Below are 19,319 nucleotides of genomic sequence, written 5' to 3'. Positions count from 1 at the left end.
TAACAAAAGATAACTAAAAGGTGGGGATGGGGATGGAAAAACCAAAATCTAAAGGTATATTCTGGATACTTTCTATTGTAGCAGTTATATTTTTAGTGCTCTTTAGTTTCAGCGTGGGTGCCGGAAGTATTCCAATGATGATTTTAACATTTATTCTTTTCATTGCAACGTTTGGCGCCGGATTTACGCTTAAGAAAAAGTATCGTGAAAACAATTGGCTATAATCAACCATTAAGATATATAAAGCTTGAGATATTTTTGCCTCAAGCTTTTTTTATTGAAATAAGATTTTTTATTTTTTAAAGCGTTGATGTAAATCTATTAAAGTAGCCGTATTAGGTGCTAGATAAATTTCTAATATTTCTTTATGAATATTTGAATTTCCTACTAATACTGAATTCGCACTTGAAATATTTAATGGTTCACCTAATAAGTTACTAGCTACGCCTCCAACTTCATTTAATACAATAAGACCACCAGCAAAGTCCCAAGGCTGTAATCTAGGTGTGATATAAGCAGCCAATTGTCCTTTAGCTACACTTATAATTTCTAAAGCTGCACTACCATATGCTCTACAGCTTCTTGCATCATTTACTATATCTTGAAATATAGGACCCATTTTAGGTTTGGTTACCCAATTTGGGTTGATACCAATTAAGCTTTTCTTTAGGGTGGTAGATTCAATCGTAGATAATGGATGTTTATTTTCAAATGCACCCTCACCTACCTTGGCATGATATAAAACATCTTTCATTACATCATATACAAAGCCAGCGTATGGTTTACCATTTCGATAGATACCAATTGAGATAGCAAAATTTTCTTTTTGATGTACAAAGTTTAATGTGCCATCAATTGGATCCACTACCCATACGACCCCTTCAACATGAGTTAAATCATGACCATGTCCTTCTTCCCCAATAACACGATGTTCTGGATAACTATGGGTAATCGCATCATATATATAATTTTCAGTAGCTTTATCAACATTTGTAACTAAGTCATTCGGATTTGATTTTGTTTCAATATTTAATTCTTCCTTCATCATTATTCTAACTTTATTTCCTGCTTCTAAAACTAAGCCTTTAGCAAAATCATATAGCGACATACTATCATCTCCTGTTGCTTACTATTATACATCAAATCAATTTTATAATTGTTATACATCATTTTATACCTTCATCACTATATATTAAACTCTTATGAATAGTTTATAAGCATAAAAATAGGTCGCCAATAAAAGCAACCTATCAAATCCATGATATAAAAGACTGAAAACATTTAAAATATATGAATAAATATGTACATTCATCTTATAATTATGGAAGATAAATAAATAAAAGATCATTAAGCTAATTTTAAATGTAAAATCGGGTAATCTCTACCTTGATTGTCTTTTTGAGATTCACTATATGCTTTAAAACCATTTTTAATATAAAATTTCAATGCATGTTGGTTATCTTTATTAACATCTACATATTGGATTTTATCTTCTTGAATCAGTGACTGAAGTATGATTGTACCGTAACCTTTATTAAAATGTTTAGGATCTATAAACAACATTTCCAAATTTTCATCATTAATTCCCGAAAAACCAATAACTTCTTTATCATAAAATCATAGATATGCATCTACATATTTTAAATAAGTTAGAAGGTCATTTTTTAATTGCATTCTATCTTCTTCTTTAAAAAAATCATGTGTTTTTACTACAGATTTCTCCCAAATTTTTAGTATTGTATTATAGTCTTTTTTCTTTTACTTTTATTAATCTCATGACACTCTCCTAACCACGAGGGGTAAAATCCTAAAAATTAAATGACTAACATCTAGGTACTGACTCTACCTTATTAGTTTAAATTAACTATCTATATTGTATATTACTATTCTATCATTATCACTTTGAAATATATGCTACAATAAACTCAACATACTATTAAAATAGGAGGAAGATCAATGACACAATACACATTTACACCTAAAGATTTTAAAGCATTTGACGTTGAGGGTTTAGATGAACGAATGGAAGCTTTAAATAAATATATTAGACCTCAATTACATCAGTTAGGCGATTATTTTAGTGAGTATTTCACTTCTCAAACTGGAGAAACATTTTATGCACATGTTGCTAAACATGCGCGTAGAAGTGTTAATCCTCCTATAGATACCTGGGTCGCTTTTGCACCTAATAAACGTGGTTATAAAATGTTACCCCACTTCCAAATTGGCCTTTTTAGGGATCAATTATTTATCATGTATGGAATAATGCATGAAGGAAAAAATAAAGAAGAACGTGTTAAAGTTTTTGACAAACATTTTAATGCATTAAAACAACTTCCAAATGATTATCAAATTAGTTTAAATCACATGAAAAAAGATAAACAATATATCAAAGATTTAAGTGATACTGATTTACATCAAGCTATTGATCGTGTTAAAAATGTGAAAAAAGGAGAATTTTTTATAGCACGTACTTTAGCCCCTAGTGATGAACGATTAAAATCAGATGAAACATTTTTAGCTTTTATTAAAGAAACATTTGATGAATTCTTAAAATTATATGAATAAATACTATTCTTCGGCCTGGGACTTTACTAGAAGTCTCAGGTGTTTTTTATTTTATTGGTAATCACTCACTGTCTTGAAGATCCATCTAAATTCAGTAATATTCTTTTTTACAACATTTTTAGGTTGACCTAAAAATATATTTAGGTTAATATAATTAAAAAGATTTTAGGAGTGTATGAATGAATTATATGAGTAATAAAAAACAACGTAGCTTAGACGAAATTAATAATACAGTAGACTTTAATAGTAATAAAAGTGCAAGCCAAAAATTTTTAGCTTTTTTAGGTCCAGGATTATTAGTAGCGGTGGGATATATGGATCCAGGTAACTGGATTACATCTATGCAAGGCGGAGCACAATTTGGCTATATTCTTCTTTTTATTATTTTAGTTTCTAGTTTAGCTGCAATGCTTTTGCAAAGCATGACAGTTAGATTAGGTATTGCTACAGAGATGGATTTAGCACAAATGACACGTCATTATTTAAATCGCCCGTTAGCAATTATATTTTGGATAATAGCAGAACTAGCTATTATCGCTACAGATATTGCTGAAATTATCGGAAGTGCAATAGCTCTAGACTTATTGTTTAATATTCCTTTAATTATAGGTGCACTTATAACTGTTTTAGATGTTTTTCTTTTACTCTTTATTATGAAATTTGGCTTCAGAAAAATCGAAGCGATTGTCGGAACATTAATTTTTACTGTTCTAATTATTTTCTTATTCGAAGTATTTATTTCATCACCTAAAGTGATTAATATTCTTAACGGGTTTATTCCTCATAAGGATATCGTTACAAATCATAGTGTACTGTATATTGCTTTAGGGATTATTGGTGCTACAATTATGCCTCACAATCTCTATTTACATTCTTCGATTGTACAATCACGTAAATATGATAGAACTAATGAGAACGATAAGGCACAAGCAATTAAATATGCAACAATTGATTCTAATATACAATTAAGCATCGCTTTTATAGTAAATTGCTTGTTACTTATATTAGGTGCTGCACTATTTTATGGTGTTAATGCTGATAAATTAGGAGGATTTTATGATTTATATCATGCCCTTAAAACTCAGCCGCTTCTAGGGTCAGTACTTGGCAGTATCATGAGTACATTATTCGCTATTGCACTACTTGCATCTGGACAAAATTCTACAATCACTGGAACACTCTCAGGTCAAATTGTTATGGAAGGATTTTTAAGATTATCAATTCCAAATTGGTTAAGACGATTAATAACTAGAGGTTTAGCTGTCATTCCTGTTATAATTTGTTTAATTGTATTTAAAGGTAATGAAAATAAAATGGAACAACTTTTAGTACTTTCTCAAGTATTTTTAAGTATCGCTTTACCGTTTTCACTCATTCCTTTACAACTTGCAACAAGCAACAAAAAATTAATGGGCCCTTTTTATAATAAAAACTGGATTAACTTTTGTTCTTGGAGTTTAATTATTATTCTAAGCCTACTTAATGTTTATTTAATTATCGAAACATTTAAAGAATTTTTTGCATAAAATAAAACTATTGTTAAGGTATTGAACATGATATCTTAACAATAGTTTTTCTCTGTATTCTTTTAATTCATTATAACTTCCATAATATCATTGCAAACCACACTATATTAAACTTTCATATCAATGTCATAATATGAATAGTATAGATTTAATTTTTAATATTAATGTAGGTTTTACAAATACTCCAATAGAACTGATTATTGCGACTATATCATTTCAATGATGTACGCATTTTATTTTAATTTATATCTTTCTATTATTACATACTTATCTAATTTTATTTTTATTGACTATAAATAAACTCCCAAGCCATTTAATTCAAATTGCTTGGGAGCTATACGTAAAACTAATAACCTTCAATTATTCTTGATCAACTGAGTGTTTCTCTTTGTTTTCTTCTTTATTTAAAATTTGCTTACGTTCTTCATAATTCATTCGACGTTGATTAACAGCACTTGGCTGATTCTTTCTTTTTTCTTTCATACGTTGATTATAAGCTTTACGTTTTTCTTTTTTCTTAGCACGTAATTCCGCTTTTTCTCTTTTACGTTGTGCTTTTTGTTCTTTCTTATCAATATATGAGTCTGTTTCTACATTATTTTCATCATCATTAACTTCATTCGGCATACTATTTTTTGATTTATATTTATACTTTCTTTGTCTTGAAAGCACGCCAGAAGTATCATCATCATTTGAAGATTGTTGATATTCACTTGTTACAGCACGTTTAGGATATTGATTATATTTATCTTCCTCAATATCATCATTAAAATCTTGCTCATTATTATTTTGATTAATATGATTATAATCCTCATAATCATGTTCTCTTTCATTATAATAACTTGAAGGTTTACGACGAGTACGACGTTCTGATTTTTTAGTCTTACGAGGTGGTTCTATGTACTCTTCTTCATCATTATATTGAGTAGGTTCTTCTTCATAATAATATCTATCATCATAATCATCTCTTTGATTATAATAAGGGGGATAATCGTAAGTAGAACCATATGCTGGAACAGTTTCTAATTTACTTCTTCTTGCAAACATCATAATCGCTGTAATGAAGAAGAAGATTGGAATAATTAATGTAATAAATAATAACACTAAAGGCAAAGTAATAATGGAAGCAATTAAAAATAATATTCCAGATAAAATTCTAATATTCATAGAAATTAAAGCTAAAAATGAAATTAATAAACAAATGATAAAGTACACGATAATTGCCCAAATTCCATTTTGTAACCATATAACAAATTGAGTCGTATTTAGACTATTGTTAACTAGTATTTGTTGTATTAATTGATTATTATTCATGGAATTTTCAAGATTTTGAATTGATGTATCATTACTGAATGATACGAGTGCAATAAACATTGTAATAACCGTTAATATTAATAAGAAAATCCAACTAATCCAACCTAAAAGTTTCTCAGTTAAACGGCTCACAGGTCGTTTGATTTGTGTGTATCGTTCTCCTGACATTTATTACAACTCCTTAATTGACTTGTCAAATTATTATATCTAATTTATAGGAAAATAACTACTAATTATCACTTATTTTAACGACATTTTAAAATTCAAGAAACTTTCGTTATATTCTCCTAATGTTTTCTCCCCTAAATCTTTATAAACTTCTAATCGTTTTTGTTCTTTTTGAGTTGGATAAAAACGGTGATCGTTTTTTATGTTATTTGGTAATAAATTTCTAGCCGCCTTATTCGGAGTAGCATACCCAACCCATTCTGTATTTTGTTTATTATTTTTAGCATCTAATAAAAAGTTAATAAATTGATATGCGCCTTCTTTATTTTGAGCAGTTTTAGGAATAACCATGTTATCAAACCATACATTCGAACCTTCTTTAGGAACCACATAATCATAAGTATCTCCCTCTTGAACAAGTGATGCTGCTACACCACTCCATACTACAGCAATATGGCCTTCATTTTGTTGAAGCATCATAGTAATTTCATCGCCTACTACCCCTCTAACTTGAGGTGTAAGAGATTGTAAGTCTTGTTCTGCTTGCTTAATATGAACAGGATTGGAATCATTTAAACTATAACCCAATTTATTTAAAGCTAACCCTATAATTTCTCTAGCCCCGTCAACAAGTAATATGTCATTTTTGTATTTAGACTGATATAAATCGCTCCAACTATCAAATTGTTCATTAGGATACGCTTTTTTATTGTATAGAATACCTACCGTTCCAAAAAAATAGGGTAGTGAATAGGTATTATGTGGATCATAAGCCATATTCATATAATCAGAATCCAAATTTTTAATATTGGGTATTTTCTGATGATCTAAAGGTTCTAATAAATGTTCTCTTTTTAATTTTTGAACCGTATATTCACTTGGAAATGCAACATCATAATGTGTACCACCATTTTTAATTTTTGCTTCCATGGCTTCATTCGAATCAAACGTTTCATAAACAACTTGCATACCTGTCTCTTTTTCAAATTTCTTTATTAAATCAGGATCAATGTATTCTCCCCAATTATATACATAGACTTTTTTACCAGTTTTTGTATTATCTTGAGAATTAAACCAATGACTTATTCCTAAACATATCAATCCTACTACAATGGCACCGATAATTAACTGAAAAAATTGTTTCATTCTATTGCACCTCTTTTAGCACTTCTACGTTTTAATGTATTTTGAAGTGCATAGTATCCAATAATACCTAGCACAATAGCTAAAAATAAGATTGTTGAAATAGCATTTATTTCCATACTGATACCTTTTCGAGCCATGGCATACACCTCTACTGATAAGACACTAAATCCATTACCTGTCACAAAAAAACTTACAGTAAAATCATCTAGAGAATAGGTAAGTGCCATAAAAAAACCACCAATAATAGCAGGCATTAAGTTTGGTAAAAGTATACGTCCGAGTACTTGAGATTCTGTAGCGCCTAAATCACGAGCTGCATTTAACATGTTATGATTCATTTCATATAGCTGTGGTAGCACAAGAATGACTACTATAGGTATACAGAATGCAATATGCGATGCTAATACTGTTCCAAATCCTAGCCCTAATCCAAATATATGTCCTAAAGCTGTGAACATAATTAAAAATGAGGCACCTATGACAACATCAGATGAAACCATTAGTACATTATTTAATGTAAGTAATGTCAATTTAAACTTCTTATTTCGCAAATAATAAATTGATATTGCTCCAAATGTTCCTATAATAGTAGATACTGCTGCGGATAGCAATGCAACTGCTATTGTATTAAATATTACAGACATTAAATGATCATCTTGAAATAAAGCTTGATAATGTTCTAATGTAAAATGTTCAAAATGTACCATATTTCCAGCTGAATTAAACGAATAAAACATTAAGAAAAAAATAGGAAGATATAATACAACAAGTAATATTCCTATATAAAGTTTTCCGTACCATTTCATTTAATTCACCCTCTTCCATTTGTTTCTTTAGATTTAGTAATAATTAAGATAAAGGCCATAAATACAATTAAAAAGATAGCTATTGTCGAACCCATTCCGTAGTTTTGAATAACTAAAAATTGTTCCTCAATAGATGTACCAATATTAATCACTTTATTTCCAGCTATCAGTCTAGTAATCATAAATAACGATAGTGCTGGTATAAATGTGACTTGAACACCTGTCATTATACCTTCTTTAGTCAAAGGAAGTATGATTTTACGAAAAGTAGTAAATGTATTTGCACCTAAATCACTTGAAGCTTGTAATAAATTATTAGGAATTGATTTCATGCTATTAAAAATAGGCAAAATCATAAATGGTATATAAATATAACTTGCAACAAGTAAAAACGCACCTGATGTAAACAACAAATTTAGGGGATCAATATGCATTATACCTAACATTTTATTAATCATACCTTCGTGACTTAAAATCCCAATAAAAGCATAAGTTTTTAACAATAAATTAATCCATGTTGGTATGATTAATATAAGTAACCAAATATTTTGGAATTTTGAAGATCTAATAAAATAGGCTGCAGGATAACTTATAATTAGTGTAATGATTGTTATAAGTGCCGCATAAAAAATAGAATCCCACATCATTTTTAAATATTTCATTGAAAAGACTTGTCGATAATTGGTAAAACTAAAATGACCATTTATATCGATAAATGAAAAATATACAAGTAATAGCACAGGAATAATAATAAAAATAATCATCCATAATAAATATGGAATGATGAGAAATTTATTTAAATTACGCATGTTCAATATCCTCATAACTTTCAATACGTTTATCAAATTCTTCTTCAGTTTCTCCAGGAACCATAATATGAATAGCTTCCGGTTCAAAAAACAAACCTACCTGACTTCCTATTGTGGTCTTTTTAGTAGATTGAATAACCCATTCATACCCTTTTTCATCAATACAACAAATTTCGTAATGTACACCTCTAAAAAGCATTGAATCGACAGTTGCAGTGAATAAACCTTGTGTCGATTCAACTAAAGAAATATCCTCTGGACGAATCACTACTTCAATTTTTTTCCCAGATGGAATCCGAGCATCAACACATTCAAAATCCTGACCATATATATTCACTACAAAATCTTTAACCATTGTGCCATCAACAATATTAGATTCTCCAATAAAATCAGCCACGAATCGATTCACTGGTTCATCATAAATATCTGTTGGTGTACCAAATTGTTGTATTTCACCATCTTTCATCACAAAAATATAATCACTAAGTGCCAATGCTTCTTCTTGATCATGAGTAACAAAAATAAAAGTGATGCCTAATCTTTTTTGTAACTCACGCAGTTCATATTGCATTTCAGTACGTAATTTTAAATCTAGTGCCGAAAGAGATTCATCTAATAATAAAATTTCAGGTTTATTTACAATAGCTCTGGCAATAGCGACTCTTTGTTTTTGTCCCCCACTCATTTCATCAATATGACGTTGCTCATAACCTGTGAGCTTAACAAGTTTTAATGCTTCTTTAACTTTCTTATCAATCTCTTGTTTAGAAAACTTTTTTAGTCTTAAACCAAAAGCAATATTCTCATATACATTTAAATGAGGAAATAAAGCATAATCTTGAAATACTGTATTTACTTTACGTTTATTTGCAGGTAATTTTTCGATAGACTGATTTTTATAAATAATTTGACCTTCATTAGGTTGTTCAAATCCTGCAATAAGCTTTAAAATCGTAGTTTTACCACAACCTGAGGGACCAAGTAACGTATAAAAATATCCCGATTCAATATCTAAGTTCATATTATTTAATATTGTTGTATCATTAAATTTCTTAGTAACTTTTTTAAAAGATAATAGTGATTCCAATCCATTTCCTCCTTTACAAATATGATGCTGTTGCTACAATTAGAATTTTAACTTCATTTTCTGAATGATTATGTAATTGATGTAATTCATTTGCTCTAAAATAAAGTACATCTCCCTCATAAGCTTGATAGCGCTCCTTACCTAACGTAAGTATTACACATCCCTCTAAACAATAAATAAAGGTATCAGATTCAGAAGGTTCAAAAGATTTGTACGATGATCCAGGCTTAATTGTTAATATAAGAGGTTCCATTTCATATTCATTTGAACTAGGTACAACCCAATTTAAAATATATCCTCTGTCATATTCATCATAAATAGTTCGTTCACTTTTTTTATATAATACTTTCTCTTTCGCTTTTTCTTTAAAAAAATCACTTGGTGTAGTACCTAATACTTCTAATATATTTAAAAATGTTTCCATACTTGGAGACGCATATTCACTTTCAATTTGTGAAATATATCCTTTTGATAAATCAGTTCGTTCCGCTAACTCTTCTTGAGTAAGATTTTTTTGACGTCTTAAATTTTTTAATTTATATCCAATCTGCATAACTAACCACCTAAAAAAGCTGTATATTGTTTACTATTATCAAACATTTTGTTTAATGCTTAATAAAAATAACAAAATACAGCTTTAAATTCAATAGGTATATTAAAAAATTGAGATTGAATTAGCAATCTTAATGTTTACTAAAATTTTCTCGATCAGGATGCTTTTTAACTTCTTGGATTACTTTATAGCTATTATAGCCACTTTTTTCTTCAAATTCTTTAAAAATTTGTTTTTCTTCAGCTTTACTTGGCACAATTTGTTTAAATTTTTTATATTGTTCCATTAACTCAGTACCTATTATAGACTTTTCATAATAGTTTTCGATTTGATTAAAAAATTTAATAACTTCAACCATTTCATCATTAGACCAATCTAAATCGAGTGGATATTGATATTCCATAGTTACCCTCCAAAATATAAACTTATTTCTATAAAAAAAGGTGGAACTAGATTCCTTATAAAAATCATAGTCCCACCGTAAATGGTTATTTCAATTATTTCAATTAAATACGTCGATTTAATTCACAATTATTTCAAAAGGAAATTACATAGTATGGATTGGTAATCCAATAGCTTTTTCGGCAACTTCCATAGTCATTTCACCTAATGTTGGATGAGCATGAACAGTTAATGCGATATCTTCAGCATTCATACCTGCTTCGATTGCTAAACCTAATTCAGAAATAATATCAGAAGCACCATTACCTGCTACTTGAGCACCAATAACTGTGTCATCTTCTTTTAATGTAATTAATTTAACAAAACCAGTTGTATCATCTAATGATAATGCACGTCCGTTAGCAGCATAAGGGAATTTAGATGCTTTGAAATCTAAACCTTCTTCTTTAGCTTGAGCTTCAGTATAACCAACTTGAGCTAATTCTGGTTCAGTGAAGCATACAGCAGGCATACCAATATAATCAACTTCTGATGCTTGACCTGAAATTACTTCTGCAGCTACTTTACCTTCATAACTTGCTTTGTGTGCAAGTGGTAAACCAGGCACGATATCACCAATTGCGTAGATGTTTTTAATAGAAGTACGGCTTTGTTTGTCTACTTCTAATAATCCACGATCAGCAAATTTAAGACCTAATTCTTCTAAGCCTAATTCGTCTGTATTTGGACGACGACCTACAGTTACTAATACATAATCAGCTTCAATTGTTTTTTCTTCACCTTTAGCTTCGTAAGTAACTTTAACACCGTTTTCAGTTTCTTCAGCGTTTTTAGCCATAGCTTCAGTGATAATTTCAACGCCTTTTTCTTTCATACCTTTTTTAACAGGTTGAACCATTTGTTTTTCGAAACCGCCAAGAATTTCTTTAGCACCTTCTAAAATTGTAACTTCAGAACCGAAGTTAGCAAAGGCAGTACCAAGTTCTGAACCAATATAACCGCCACCGACAACTACTAATTTACCAGGAACTTCTTGTAAGTTTAAAGCGCCTGTTGAATCGATAACGCGTTTACCAAATTCAAAATTAGGAATTTCAATTGGTCTTGAACCAGTTGCAATAATAGCATTTTTGAAGTTATACGTTTGAGCACTTTTCTCATCCATAACACGTAAACTATTTTCATCTACGAAATAAGCTTCACCACGAACGATGTCAACTTTATTACCTTTTAATAAACCTTCAACACCGCCAGTTAATTTATTAACAACTGATTGTTTAAATTCTTGAACTTTATCAAATTTAAGTGATACGCTTTCAGCAATAATCCCTAAATTTTCAGAGTGTTGAGCTTCTACGAAACGATGAGAAGCATGTAATAACGCTTTTGATGGAATACATCCAACGTTTAAGCACACACCACCTAAGTCACCTTTTTCAACAATAGTAACTTTTTGTCCTAATTGAGCTGCACGAATTGCAGCAACATATCCACCAGGACCTGCTCCGATTACAATAGTATCTGTTTCAATTGGGAAATCTCCAACTACCATGTTTTACCCCTCCATTAATAATAATTCTGGATTATTTAATAAGCGTTTGATATGATTCATAGCATTTTGACCAGTTGCACCATCAATTTGTCTGTGGTCAAAGCTTAATGATAATGCTAATACTGGAGCTGCTACAATTTCACCATCTTTAACAATAGGTTTTTGAGCAATACGTCCAATACCTAAAATAGCTACTTCTGGGTGATTGATAACTGGAGTGAACCATTGTCCACCAGCTGAACCGATGTTACTAATTGTACATGTAGCACCGCTCATTTCTTGAGATGTTAATTTACCATCACGAGCTTTAACAGCTAATTCATTGATTTCATCTGAGATTTGGAAAATAGATTTACGATCTGCATTTTTAACTACAGGTACTAATAAACCTCTTTCAGTATCTGCAGCGATACCGATATTCCAGTAATGTTTGTGTACAATTTCACCAGCTTCTTCATTAAATGATGTATTAAGTGCTGGGTATTTTTTAAGTGCAGAAACAAGCGCTTTAACAACATATGGTAAGAATGTTAATTTAATACCTTGTTCAGCTGCAACTTCTTTGAATTTTTTACGGTGATCCCATAATTCTTGAACATCAATTTCATCCATTAATGTTACGTGTGGAGCAGTGTGTTTTGAGTTAACCATTGCTTTAGCAATTGCTTTACGCATAGCAGGGATTTTTTCTGTAGTTTCAGGGAAGTCTCCTTCAGGTACTGATTGAGTTTGAACTGCAGAAGTATCTTCTGATGTTGAAGCAGCTGCACTTTCATTTGAAGCTGTTGCTGCTTGAGCACCGCCACCATTTAAGTGGTTATCGATGTCTTCTTTAGTAATACGTCCATTTTTACCTGAACCAGAAACTGCTTTAATGTTCACGCCTTTTTCACGTGCATATTTACGTACAGATGGCATTGCTTTAATTCGTCTATTTTCGTCTACTTTTTCATCTTGTGATGTTGAAGCTGCTGGAGTTTCTTCAGTTTTAGCTTCTTCTTTTGCAGGTTCTTCTTCTTTAGATGAAGCATCGTCATCATCATGACCTTTAAATTGCATTTCTTCTGCATCTGGTGCGTCAATTTTAACAATGACATCACCTACAACTGCTACAGTGCCTTCTTCAACTACTACTTCTTCAATTGTACCGCTTACAGGAGATGGGATTTCTACTACAGATTTATCATTTTGAACCTCTGCTAATACGTCATCCTCTTCAATTGTATCTCCGGCTGAAACAAACCACTTAACGATTTCACCTTCGTGGATACCTTCACCAATGTCGGGTAGTCTAAATTCAAATGCCACGTTCTTATCCTCCTAAGATTTAAATATTTATTATTTAAATAAATTTATAACATAGAGGAAGGACAGAATAATATGTCGTGTCTGTTAACACTTTATCATTTTGTCCTACGTCTCTAGTTTACAATTAATTATATATACTAATTATATATACATAAAATAAATAGAAAATACTTATTTTAAATATATAGATTCATATATAGCTTACTGTTTTGTATATACTATTAGAATTCTAAAGTAGCTTTAGCTTGTTCAATAATATCATTTTTATTTGGTAACCAAACGTTTTCAGCTTGAGTAAATGGATATACAGTATCAGCAGCAGCAACACGTGCAATTGGAGCTTCTAATGAAAGAATAGCACGTTCAGCTAATTCAGCTGCTACAGTAGCACCAACACCAGCTTGACGTTGAGCTTCTTGAACAACTACTGCACGACCAGTTTTTTCAACTGATGCAACTAATGTATCAATATCGATTGGTTGAACTGTACGTAAATCGATAACTTCTACAGAGTAACCTTCTTTTTCAAGTTCTTCTGCAGCTTTTTCAGATTCTTGTACCATTGCACCGTATGCAATTAATGTAATGTCATTACCTTCTTTTTTGACATTTGCTTTACCAATTTCAATTGTATATTCTTCTTCAGGAACTTCTTCACGGAATGAACGATATAATTTCATGTGCTCTAAATATACAACTGGATCGTTTGATCTAATTGATGAAAGTAATAAACCTTTAGCATCATAAGGACCAGATGGAATAACTACTTTAATACCTGGTGATTGAGCTAAAATACCTTCTAAGTTATCTGCGTGTAATTCTGGAGTGTGTACCCCACCACCAAATGGTGTACGAATTGTTACAGGAGCAGTTTTAGAACCACCTGAACGGAAACGCGTACGAGCGATTTGACCAGCAACTTCGTCAAACACTTCAAATACGAATCCTAAGAATTGAATTTCCATTACAGGACGGAAACCTTCTACAGTTAAACCAAGAGCTAAACCACCAATACCAGATTCAGCTAATGGTGTGTCGAATACACGGTCTTCACCGAATTCTTTTTGTAAACCTTCAGTAACACGGAATACACCGCCGTTAACACCAACGTCTTCACCGAAAATTAAAACGTTTTCGTCATTTTGCAATTCAGTTTTAAGCGCATTGTTAATCGCTTGAACCATTGTCATTTGTGCCATGGCTTATTTCGACTCCTTCTCTTTGTAAATTTCATATTGTTCAGCTAAATTTTGAGGCATATCTTCATACATGATATCCATTAAATCAAGAACAGTTTGTTTTGGAGTATTGTCAGCCTCTTTAATTGCTTTCTTGATGTCGTCTTTAGCACGTTCAATAACTTCGTTTTCTTTCTCTTCGCTCCATAATCCTTTATTTTCTAAGAATTTTCTGAAACGAACTAACGGGTCTTTTTTCTCCCACTCTGCATCTTCATCTGAAGTTCTGTAACGAGTTGGATCATCTCCAGCCATTGTATGTGGACCATAACGATAAGTCATAGTTTCGATTAATGTTGGACCTTCACCATTAATTGCGCGATCACGAGCTTCTTTAGTAGCTTGATATACAGCTAATGCATCCATACCATCAACTTGGATACCAGGGATACCTACTGCAATTGCTTTTTGAGCTAATGTAGTAGCAGCTGTTTGTTTACTACGTGGAGTAGAAATAGCATAGTTATTGTTTTGGATAACAAAGATTGCTGGTGCTTTATAAGCAGAAGCAAAGTTAATACCTTCGTAGAAATCACCTTGTGAAGAACCACCATCACCAGTGTAAGTGATAGCAACTGCTTTTTTACCACGTTTTTTAATACCGAATGCCACACCAGCTGTTTGGATATATTGTGCACCGATAATGATTTGTGGACTGAATGCGTTTACGCCTTCAGGGAATTGGTTACCTTTAAAGTGACCTCTTGAGAATAAGAAAGCATCAGTTAACGGTAAACCGTGCCAAATAAGTTGTGGTACATCACGGTAACCAGGTAAAATGAAGTCTTCTTTTTCTAAAGCATATTGAGAAGCTAATTGAGATGCTTCTTGTCCTGCTGTTGGAGCATAGAAACCTAAACGACCTTGTCTATTTAAAGAAATAGAACGTTGGTCAAGAATACGTGTCCACACCATTCTTTCCATTAATTCTACTAATTGTTCATCAGTTAAATCAGGTACTAAGTCTTCATTTACGACATTACCATCTACGTCCAAAATTTGAACCATTTCAAATTTCGACTGAGTATCATTTAATACTTTTACTGCATCGAATTGGGCTTGTAACTTAGGAGCCATTCAATTCACCATACCTTTCCCATATAATAGAAATTCATTTTATCCACTCATAGTGTACCACAATTATTTTAGACTGTTAAACATTTTCATAAAGTTCTGTATTACTAAAAAAAGATACAGTCTGAGAAACTGTATCAATGTAACAATTAACACTGTATTAGTGATGTTAAGAGATTAAATGATCGACGTCTTGTTTTTCTTTATTAACTGTATTCATTGCCTTAGCATAAGCCTGGAATTTTTTCTTAAAGTTTTCTTGAGCTTTATTAAGCGCATTGTTTTTTTCGTCTACTTGAGATTGTGTTACTCCATCTTGTTTGACTAATTCAAATAAATCTTTTTCTTTACTTAATACATTTCTATAAGCCTTAGCATAGTCGTCATGTGTTTTATATTTGTTTTTTATAGCATCGTCAAGTTGTTTAACTTCTTTTCTTTTATTATCATTTTTAATATCGTTAATATGAGAATCGCCTTTTTTAAATTGCTTTTCGGAATTTTTTAAAATTGAAACTTCCTTATCAAAGGTTTTTTCTCGTTTATCAATATTATCAAGTACATCGTCAGCTGCTTTACTACGTGTATTACTGTCATTGCTATTTGCTTTTTTATACAAACCTTGTTTCTTTTCTTCAAGTGAATTTAGTTTTTTACTAACCTCATTTATAGATTGTTCTTTATCAAATGCTTTTTGAACATTCTCGTCATAAGCTTTTACCTCTTTTTTATCAGTTGTACAACCAGCTAATAAAAGTGTAGAGGCAGCTGCAACAACTATGGTTTTACGTAATTTCATTAATGTCATTCCTCCTCATAGTGTTTCGATTGTAATATTATATAAAGATAGTTTATAAATCAAATGAAACTATATAATGTACGTAAATGTATATTATCTGTTATATTTTATATTATATAAGGAAGGTGTATAACATGTTAACAATGAAAGATATTATTAGAGATGGACATCCTACGTTACGCGAAAAAGCAAAAGACGTGAATTTACCTCTTTCTGAAGAAGATAAAAATACTTTGCGTGATATGCGTGAATTTTTAATTAATAGTCAAGATGATGAAATTGCTAAAAAATACGGTCTACGCTCTGGAGTAGGTTTAGCTGCACCACAAATTAATATCTCAAAAAAAATGATAGCTGTGTATTTACCTGACGACGGGGAAGGTAAATCTTACGACTATATGTTAGTCAATCCTAAAGTAATTAGTCATAGTGTCCAACACGCTTATTTACCTACTGGTGAGGGGTGTTTAAGCGTAGATGAAAATATACCTGGTTTAGTTCATCGTCATTATAGAACAACAATTAAAGCTTATGATATTGACGGTAATGAAGTTAAATTACGTTTGAAAGGTTATCCAGCAATTGTATTTCAACATGAAATTGATCATTTAAACGGTATTATGTTCTACGATTATATCGATAAAGATCATCCTCTTACTCCATTACCAGACTCAGTTGAAGTTTAATATTCAAGCCTAATGCATTTTTACATTATTGTAATAAATGTGTTAGGCTTTTCTTTTTTTATTCAATTTCCTACTACTTTTACTACATATAAACTGCTTTATTTATTCTGATACATAAGGTAAAATAAAAGTTAACTGAAATCATAGTAAATTACTATCTTTCAAAAATGAACGACATGTATGATTTGCCTTTAAGCACAGTAAAATAAATATTATTTTATATTAAAAATTTAAAATACCTGTTATGTGGCATTCACGTTAGATGTGAAAATAAATAAACATGTATATTTTATTTATTTTCTACTTGTGCTCATAAGACAATAAATAGACATTTATTTAGGAGGAAATATATATCATGGCAGTATTTAAAGTATTTTTTCAACATAATAAAGACGAAGTAATTGTTCGTGAGAACACAAATACAATTTATGTTGAAGGTGAAACTGAAGAACAAGTAAGACGTTATTTAAAAGATCGCAATTATAATATCGAGTTTATTACTAAATTAGAGGGCGCACATTTAGAATATGAAAAAGAACATTCTGATCACTTTAATGTGGAGAACGCTCAATAATGAAACAATTACATTCTAATGAAGTAGGTGTATATGCTCTAGGCGGCTTAGGTGAGGTTGGTAAAAACACTTATGCTGTGGAGTATAAAGATGAAATTGTTATCATTGATGCTGGAATTAAATTCCCTGATGATAATTTATTAGGTATAGACTACGTTATTCCTGATTATACCTACTTAGAACAAAATCAAGATAAAATTGTTGGTTTGTTTATTACTCATGGACATGAAGACCATATAGGTGGTGTGCCCTACCTATTAAAGCAAATTAATGTGCCTATTTATGGTGGCCCTTTAGCTTTAGGTTTAATACGCAATAAATTAGAAGAACACAATTTACTGCGTAATGCTAGTTTAAATGAAATTACAGAAGATAGTGTTATAAAATCTAAACATTTTGAAATTTCTTTTTACTTAACTACGCATAGTATCCCGGAAGCATATGGTGTTGTTGTTGACACACCTGAAGGTAAAATTGTCCATACTGGTGACTTCAAATTTGATTTTACCCCTGTTGGTGCGCCTGCAAATATCGCAAAAATGGCAGAGCTTGGTAAAGAAGGCGTATTATGCTTGTTATCTGACTCTACAAATGCGCTAGTTCCTGATTTCACATTAAGTGAACGTGAAGTTGGACAAAATGTCGATAAAATTTTCCGTAACTGTAAAGGTCGTATTATTTTCGCAACCTTTGCATCAAACATCTATCGTGTTCAACAAGCGGTGGAAGCAGCAATTAAATATAATCGTAAAATTGTAACTTTTGGCCGTTCAATGGAAAATAATATTAAGATTGGTATGGAGCTTGGTTATATCAAAGCACCCCCCGAAACATTTGTTGAGCCTAACAAAATTAATAATATTCCTAAACACGAGTTACTTATTTTATGCACTGGCTCTCAAGGTGAACCAATGGCTGCACTTTCGCGTATCGCTAATGGTACACACAAACAAATTAAAATTATACCTGATGATACTGTAGTATTCAGTTCTTCTCCTATTCCAGGGAATACTAAAAGCATCAATCGTACAATTAACGCATTATATAAAGCTGGTGCTGATGTTATTCACAGTAAGATTTCTAACATTCATACATCAGGACATGGTTCCCAAGGCGACCAGCAGTTAATGCTTCGTTTAATTCAACCTAAATACTTCTTACCTATTCATGGTGAGTATCGTATGTTAAAAGCTCATGGTCAAACAGGTATTGATTGTGGTGTTAAAGAAGAAAATGTCTTTATTTTTGATATTGGTGATGTCTTAGCTTTAACACACGATTCTGCGCGTAAAGCTGGTCGAATTCCATCTGGTAATGTATTAGTTGATGGAAGTGGTATCGGTGATATTGGTAATGTTGTCATTCGGGATCGTAAATTATTATCTGAAGAAGGATTGGTTATTGTTGTAGTAAGTATTGATTTTAATACAAATAAACTTCTTTCAGGTCCAGATATTATTTCACGTGGTTTTGTTTACATGCGTGAATCTGGCCAATTAATTTATGATGCACAACGAAAAATTAAAACGGATGTTATTTCAAAACTAAATTCAAATGATGATATTCAATGGCATCAAATTAAATCTTCAATCATTGAAACGTTACAGCCATATTTATATGAAAAAACAGCTCGTCGTCCAATGATTTTACCAGTAATTATGAAAGTAAATGAAGAATAAAAGAGTCCGGGACATAAAGTATCTAGATAA

19 protein-coding genes and 1 pseudogene are annotated in these 19,319 nt (G+C 31.1%); 6 read left to right on the top strand and 14 right to left on the bottom strand.

Features of this window, described 5'->3' with window-relative positions:
* The first annotated feature begins 32 nt into the window (after nt 1-32).
* A complete protein-coding gene (locus HMPREF3131_RS08310; RefSeq protein ID WP_002448174.1) occupies nt 33-224 on the top strand; it encodes a DUF5325 family protein in 192 nt (63 codons plus the stop codon).
* A gap of 68 nt (nt 225-292) precedes the next feature.
* Here the strand turns inward: HMPREF3131_RS08310 and HMPREF3131_RS08305 are convergent, their stop codons facing one another.
* Entirely contained in the window at nt 293-1,108 is an 816-nt protein-coding gene (locus HMPREF3131_RS08305; protein WP_002448077.1) for an inositol monophosphatase family protein, read from the bottom strand.
* Between the two features lie 239 nt (nt 1,109-1,347).
* Nucleotides 1,348-1,602, bottom strand: a pseudogene (locus HMPREF3131_RS08300) (GNAT family N-acetyltransferase); the annotation flags it as partial.
* Between the two features lie 354 nt (nt 1,603-1,956).
* Here HMPREF3131_RS08300 and HMPREF3131_RS08295 point away from each other — a divergent pair.
* Nucleotides 1,957-2,568: a YktB family protein gene (locus tag HMPREF3131_RS08295; protein ID WP_002448079.1), complete on the top strand. Its 612-nt coding sequence runs from the start codon at nt 1,957-1,959 to the stop codon at nt 2,566-2,568.
* 179 nt (nt 2,569-2,747) lie between these two features.
* Complete coding sequence (locus HMPREF3131_RS08290) at nt 2,748-4,094, top strand: Nramp family divalent metal transporter (protein WP_054105434.1); 1,347 nt, start codon at nt 2,748-2,750, stop codon at nt 4,092-4,094.
* A gap of 360 nt (nt 4,095-4,454) precedes the next feature.
* On the opposite strand, the gene auxB is transcribed toward HMPREF3131_RS08290, so the two are convergent.
* The 12 genes from auxB to HMPREF3131_RS08230 form a co-directional block, all read right to left on the bottom strand.
* Complete coding sequence (auxB, locus tag HMPREF3131_RS08285) at nt 4,455-5,576, bottom strand: lipoteichoic acid stability factor AuxB (protein ID WP_017175742.1); 1,122 nt, start codon at nt 5,574-5,576, stop codon at nt 4,455-4,457.
* Between the two features lie 72 nt (nt 5,577-5,648).
* Nucleotides 5,649-6,722, bottom strand: a complete 1,074-nt coding sequence (locus tag HMPREF3131_RS08280; RefSeq protein WP_061544461.1) for an ABC transporter substrate-binding protein — start codon at nt 6,720-6,722, stop codon at nt 5,649-5,651.
* Nucleotides 6,719-7,528: an ABC transporter permease gene (locus HMPREF3131_RS08275; RefSeq protein ID WP_017175744.1), complete on the bottom strand. Its 810-nt coding sequence runs from the start codon at nt 7,526-7,528 to the stop codon at nt 6,719-6,721. Before HMPREF3131_RS08275 ends, HMPREF3131_RS08280 begins: the two co-directional genes overlap by 4 nt.
* Nucleotides 7,529-7,533: 5 nt before the next feature.
* A complete protein-coding gene (locus HMPREF3131_RS08270; protein ID WP_049382527.1) occupies nt 7,534-8,337 on the bottom strand; it encodes an ABC transporter permease in 804 nt (267 codons plus the stop codon).
* Nucleotides 8,330-9,424, bottom strand: a complete 1,095-nt coding sequence (locus HMPREF3131_RS08265; RefSeq protein ID WP_049382528.1) for an ABC transporter ATP-binding protein — start codon at nt 9,422-9,424, stop codon at nt 8,330-8,332. Before HMPREF3131_RS08265 ends, HMPREF3131_RS08270 begins: the two co-directional genes overlap by 8 nt.
* Nucleotides 9,425-9,437: 13 nt before the next feature.
* Complete coding sequence (locus HMPREF3131_RS08260; RefSeq protein ID WP_017175747.1) at nt 9,438-9,977, bottom strand: helix-turn-helix domain-containing protein; 540 nt, start codon at nt 9,975-9,977, stop codon at nt 9,438-9,440.
* Between the two features lie 130 nt (nt 9,978-10,107).
* Nucleotides 10,108-10,380: a UPF0223 family protein gene (locus HMPREF3131_RS08255; protein WP_048762325.1), complete on the bottom strand. Its 273-nt coding sequence runs from the start codon at nt 10,378-10,380 to the stop codon at nt 10,108-10,110.
* 144 nt (nt 10,381-10,524) lie between these two features.
* Entirely contained in the window at nt 10,525-11,931 is a 1,407-nt protein-coding gene (lpdA, locus tag HMPREF3131_RS08250) for a dihydrolipoyl dehydrogenase (protein ID WP_002455496.1), read from the bottom strand.
* 3 nt (nt 11,932-11,934) lie between these two features.
* Nucleotides 11,935-13,239: a dihydrolipoamide acetyltransferase family protein gene (locus tag HMPREF3131_RS08245; RefSeq protein ID WP_048762323.1), complete on the bottom strand. Its 1,305-nt coding sequence runs from the start codon at nt 13,237-13,239 to the stop codon at nt 11,935-11,937.
* A gap of 221 nt (nt 13,240-13,460) precedes the next feature.
* Nucleotides 13,461-14,438: an alpha-ketoacid dehydrogenase subunit beta gene (locus HMPREF3131_RS08240; RefSeq protein WP_002448131.1), complete on the bottom strand. Its 978-nt coding sequence runs from the start codon at nt 14,436-14,438 to the stop codon at nt 13,461-13,463.
* A 3-nt stretch (nt 14,439-14,441) separates the two neighbouring features.
* Nucleotides 14,442-15,554 (bottom strand): pyruvate dehydrogenase (acetyl-transferring) E1 component subunit alpha, encoded by a 1,113-nt coding sequence (gene pdhA / locus HMPREF3131_RS08235; protein WP_002448048.1) that lies wholly within the window; start codon nt 15,552-15,554, stop codon nt 14,442-14,444.
* A 166-nt stretch (nt 15,555-15,720) separates the two neighbouring features.
* Entirely contained in the window at nt 15,721-16,350 is a 630-nt protein-coding gene (locus tag HMPREF3131_RS08230; protein ID WP_017175751.1) for a YkyA family protein, read from the bottom strand.
* A gap of 134 nt (nt 16,351-16,484) precedes the next feature.
* Between HMPREF3131_RS08230 and def the strand changes: the two genes are divergently transcribed.
* The 3 genes from def (at nt 16,485) to rnjA (ending at nt 19,289) form a co-directional block, all read left to right on the top strand.
* The gene (gene def, locus HMPREF3131_RS08225; RefSeq protein WP_002448106.1) at nt 16,485-17,036 is read left to right on the top strand and encodes a peptide deformylase; all 552 of its coding nucleotides are present in this window, start codon (nt 16,485-16,487) and stop codon (nt 17,034-17,036) included.
* Nucleotides 17,037-17,391: 355 nt separating this feature from the next.
* On the top strand, nt 17,392-17,610 hold the full coding sequence (locus tag HMPREF3131_RS08220) for a DNA-dependent RNA polymerase subunit epsilon (protein WP_002448185.1): 219 nt from the start codon (nt 17,392-17,394) through the stop codon (nt 17,608-17,610).
* The gene (gene rnjA, locus HMPREF3131_RS08215) at nt 17,610-19,289 is read left to right on the top strand and encodes a ribonuclease J1 (RefSeq protein ID WP_002448244.1); all 1,680 of its coding nucleotides are present in this window, start codon (nt 17,610-17,612) and stop codon (nt 19,287-19,289) included. The genes HMPREF3131_RS08220 and rnjA overlap by 1 nt, the downstream gene beginning before the upstream one ends.
* The last annotated feature ends 30 nt before the right edge of the window (nt 19,290-19,319 follow it).

The sequence above is a fragment of the Staphylococcus sp. HMSC14C01 genome (genome assembly GCF_001808085.1).
GTDB lineage: Bacteria > Bacillota > Bacilli > Staphylococcales > Staphylococcaceae > Staphylococcus > Staphylococcus hominis.
The sequence above is the reverse complement of the archived record's forward strand: the minus strand, read 5'-3'. Positions and strand labels throughout refer to the sequence as shown.